The sequence below is a fragment of the Candidatus Bathycorpusculum sp. genome (assembly GCF_009778815.1).
In the GTDB taxonomy this organism is placed as follows: Archaea; Thermoproteota; Bathyarchaeia; order Bathyarchaeales; family Bathycorpusculaceae; genus Bathycorpusculum; species Bathycorpusculum hydrogenotrophicum.
This window is the reverse complement of record NZ_WRFL01000108.1, coordinates 1-4,192: the sequence shown is the minus strand read 5'-3', so window position 1 is coordinate 4,192 and position 4,192 is coordinate 1. Positions and strand designations below refer to the sequence as shown.

The 4,192-nt window shown below is 37.9% G+C and carries 1 protein-coding gene and 2 pseudogenes; all 3 read left to right on the top strand.

Going from position 1 to position 4,192, the window contains the following annotated elements; translation table 11 throughout:
- Positions 1–119: 119 nt before the first annotated feature.
- Positions 120–2,285: pseudogene (locus FWF39_RS11935) on the top strand (HsdR family type I site-specific deoxyribonuclease); the annotation flags it as partial.
- A 480-nt stretch (positions 2,286–2,765) separates the two neighbouring features.
- Positions 2,766–3,674, top strand: a complete 909-nt coding sequence (locus tag FWF39_RS11930; RefSeq protein ID WP_343383659.1) for a Hachiman antiphage defense system protein HamA — start codon at positions 2,766–2,768, stop codon at positions 3,672–3,674.
- Positions 3,641–4,192: pseudogene (locus tag FWF39_RS11925) on the top strand (hypothetical protein); the annotation flags it as partial. The gene FWF39_RS11930 and the pseudogene FWF39_RS11925, both read left to right, overlap by 34 nt.

The window sequence follows — 4,192 nt, the reverse complement described above, 5'->3', positions numbered from 1 at the left end:
GTCGGTTTGGGCGGCAGATCGAAATGGTTCGGGTAAGCAGATAGATTGGCATTTTACCACAAAACAAGCAAGAGGTAAACTAAAACATCTATATCCTAACTTATAATGCGGTCAAAGCAGTATTTGCTACGGATAAAAAATTTTGTAAATGTAAAATTATTTGTCGTTATCAACAATATGAAGGAGCAAATTTGATTGTTGAACGCGTTAAGGCCAAATATCCAAAAAAAGGGTTGTTATGGCATTTTCAGGGGAGTGGCAAATCGTTGCTGATGGTATTTGCCGCACAAAAACTCCGTATGACACCGGAGTTGAAAAATCCCACTGTTGTAATAGTAGATGATCGTATTGATCTTGAAACACAAATCACCTCTACGTTTAATGCATCCGATATACCGAATCTGCAAAGTGCGTCAAGCAAAGAAGAGCTTATAGCGTTTTTCAGGGGCGATATGCGAAAGATTTTGATAACGACAATTTTCAAATTCGGTGAAGTGAACGGTGTTTTAAACTCTCGTGACAACATTATTCTGATGGTTGATGAGGCCCACAGAACACAGGAAGGTTATCTTGGCGAAAAGATGCGCACCGCGTTACCCAACGCTTTCTTTTTTGGTCTAACAGGGACACCGATAAATCGTACCGACAAGAATACGTTTTTCACTTTCGGTGCAACCGAGGATAAGAGTGGATACATGAGCCGCTACTCCTTCTCAGATTCTATCCGTGACCATGCGACACTACCTCTGCATTTCGAGGCGGTTCCGGTGGATTTACATATCAATCAGGAAATTGTGGACGAGGCATTTGTGGAGCTGACCGAAGAATTAGCAAATGATGAACGTTCAGAGCTTGCACAACGCGTAAAGATGTCTGCAATTATGAAATCACCTGAACGTATCCATAAGGTCTGTGAACATATAGCCAGACACTACCGCGAGAAAATCGAGCCTAATGGCTTTAAAGGCCAAATAGTCTGCTATGACCGCGAATGTTGTTTGCTATACAAAAAAGAACTCGACGTGATCCTTGGCGAAACTGCAACAACCATCGTCATAGACACTAATAATGACAAGGAAGGAAAATACAAGGAATATCGCCGTGACCGTGATACAGAAGGAAAATTGTTGGATTACTTCCGTGAAGTCGCCAGTCCGTTAAAGCTTATCATTGTAACATCTAAATTACTCACAGGATTTGATGCCCCTATTTTGCAAGTGATGTATTTAGATAAGCCCATGAAAGACCACACATTGCTACAAGCTATATGCCGCACCAACCGTGTTTACGGAGAGGAAAAGTCACACGGTTTGATAGTGGATTACATAGGTATTTTTGATAATGTATCAAAAGCCCTTGACTTTGACGAGAAAGTCGTACAGCAAGTGATTACAAACATCACCGAAGTCAAAAAGCAGTTGCCACATCTGATGAACAAATGCCTCGCATACTTCCATGGTATTGATCGTACTGTTAAGGGCTGGGAGGGGTTAATGGCGGCCCAGGAAGCCCTGCCGACCAACAAAGAAAAGGATGCTTTCGGAGCGGACTATCGTGTATTGAATCGTGCATGGGAGGCTCTGTCTCCAGATGTTTTTCTCGGATTGTACAAATTTGATTATTTATGGTTGACTAATGTATATGAATCGGTTAGACCCGTTGATAATCGGGGTGGTTTGATTTGGGCGGCACTTGGTGCGAAAACCTTAGAGCTTGTGCATCAAAATGTCTCAGTTAAAGCGGTTCATGATGATATGGACATCCTAAAATTAGATGCTGATGCGATTGATGAAATTTTTAAACATAATAAAAATACTAAAAAACAGGCCAAGTTGCTTGAAATACATCTTATTGCTAGAATCCGCAAACATGGTGGTGAGCAACGTTTTATCAAGCTAGGTGAGCGGCTTGAGGAATTGCGAGAAAAGCATGAACAAGGTTTGATTACTAGCATTGAGTTTTTGAAGATGCTTCTTGAGCTTGCCAAAGAAGCGGCCCAGGCAGAAAAAGAAGTTGTACCCCGCGAAGCGATTGACAAGGGCAAGGCCGCTTTAACAGAGCTTTTTACCAGTATCAAAAATGAAAATACTCCTCTTATTGTTGAGCGTATTGTAAACGATATCGATGCAATTGTTAAAATCGTTCGCTTTGACGGATGGCAGAATACTACTGCGGGCAAGCAAGAAGTCACAAAAGCACTTCGGAGTATTGTATGGATTAAATATAAAATCAAGGATAACGACGTATTCAATAAGGCATATAAATACATCGAAATGTATTATTGATATTAACTGCCTATTCTTATGAACACTGTTGTCGTAATTTTTATGATATTGTAGTTTTGAAAATAGAGAAACTATTGGAAATATGGCCATCAACCTTGTGTTCAAACTTGCACTCGGCACACCCCATCATTTTGGAATAAACAGGTAAAAGGCACTTTTAGATAGAAAAATCCCGCATACTCATAATGCAAAGTCCTCCTCAATCAAAACAAAAGCTTCAGCAGGTGTACTCACGACTCTACAAACAAATTTACTGCTCTTGCCAACATTGACAAGCTGAGTGTAAGCGAAAAATGGTGGATTTGCAGAATGAGCCTATGGATAAGTTTTAATGAATAAAAACAGTTAAATCTTCCGTACTATGTAATATGGATAAACTGTTTTTACCAAGTATCTTTGCAAAGAAAAGCGCGACATTGATTATGAAAAACTTGTAGGCTTTAATTTGGGTAAGTAATGATCGCTATTGGGTGTGTAAATGTGCGAGAATCATTAAAAAATGTAATCAAAAATGCAATAATTTTTGAGTGCCGCTTACCTGACAAGGCAAGCGGTTTGGATAAGTCGTGTCTCTCTTTTTATGGTGATGAGTGTTTTCGTAATGACGATAACATGGCTTTGTCTAGTGTTATATATAATGGCATCGTAGAGTACGCAATCAATCAATATAAAATTAAGTATGATGAGCTTGATTTGGAGCAAATGCGTGTTCTTATAAAAAATATCAGATATAATTCTGGTGCAGAACAAGCAGAAAAGCTGAAATATGGGTTCTATGGTGAAATTCTTTTAGATTTGATTCTTAGATATTTTATGAAAACAACTGTTTTGATTGCCCGTGGCTATTTTTACTCAGTTCTTGAGAATTCTGAGCCAAAAGGATTTGACGCATTCCATGTAATGGAGCAAGATGGAAAACTTGAGCTCTGGTTTGGAGAAGCAAAATTTCATCAGGATTACAAACAAGCAATTAAACAAGTATTAGAAAAAATCCATATTTCGTTATCTGATCAATATGTTGGACGTAATTTAATTGCTTTATTTGATTGGCGCGATAGGTTTACAATTCCAAGTAGTAAAATTGATGATCTTCTATCTGCTTGGGAAACAAATCCAAGTATAAACATTGTTACAGAAATGAATGCTCACAACATGCGGTTTATTTATCCCGTTTTCATAGCATACGAAAAAGTAGATGCAACCTCATATCATAATAATATTGGTGGTTGCATTGAGTACATAAAAAAACTGACAGCTGAATTGGGTGTATCAATTCCAGCTTCGTTTGATTGCCGCCTGTTTTTTATTTTCTTGCCAATAACCGATGTTAAAAAGGTCAAGGAGTGCGTGATTGAATGGATCGAAGCACGAAAGCCGTTGATGTTGTAAAGGAATTGTATAAATATAAACGCTCTGGGAATCCTTCGCTTTTTATTAAAGAAGTATGTAGATATTTTGATATTGTTAAGAATTCTGCATTAAGTCCCAATGATGTTGTCTTTTTGCTATTCCTTGCAAATGAAGCGGGAGTTCCACAATACTATGATATGTTAAAATCAAAATATGGTGTTTCAGATGTACCTGAAGAAAATATTAATCTGCTGACTTTGAGTGCCTATATTCATGACAGTAGTTTATTTGTTAATCACTGTAAATTACATCGTTATCAAAAAGAGGTGTTGGATTGTTTTATTATGGATAGGCAAAATCGATTCGTTTTAACTGCTCCAACATCATTTGGGAAAACATATGTTGTATATGAAATAATGGATAAACTTAATTATAACCGGAACTCTCCATTTTTACGCCATAGGTTAGGCTATTTTACCGAGCTTTTAGCTTTTGAAGGCATTACGTGTCAGATGAGGAATCGTTGCATATGGTGTAACTATGGCGTAATTATTCTT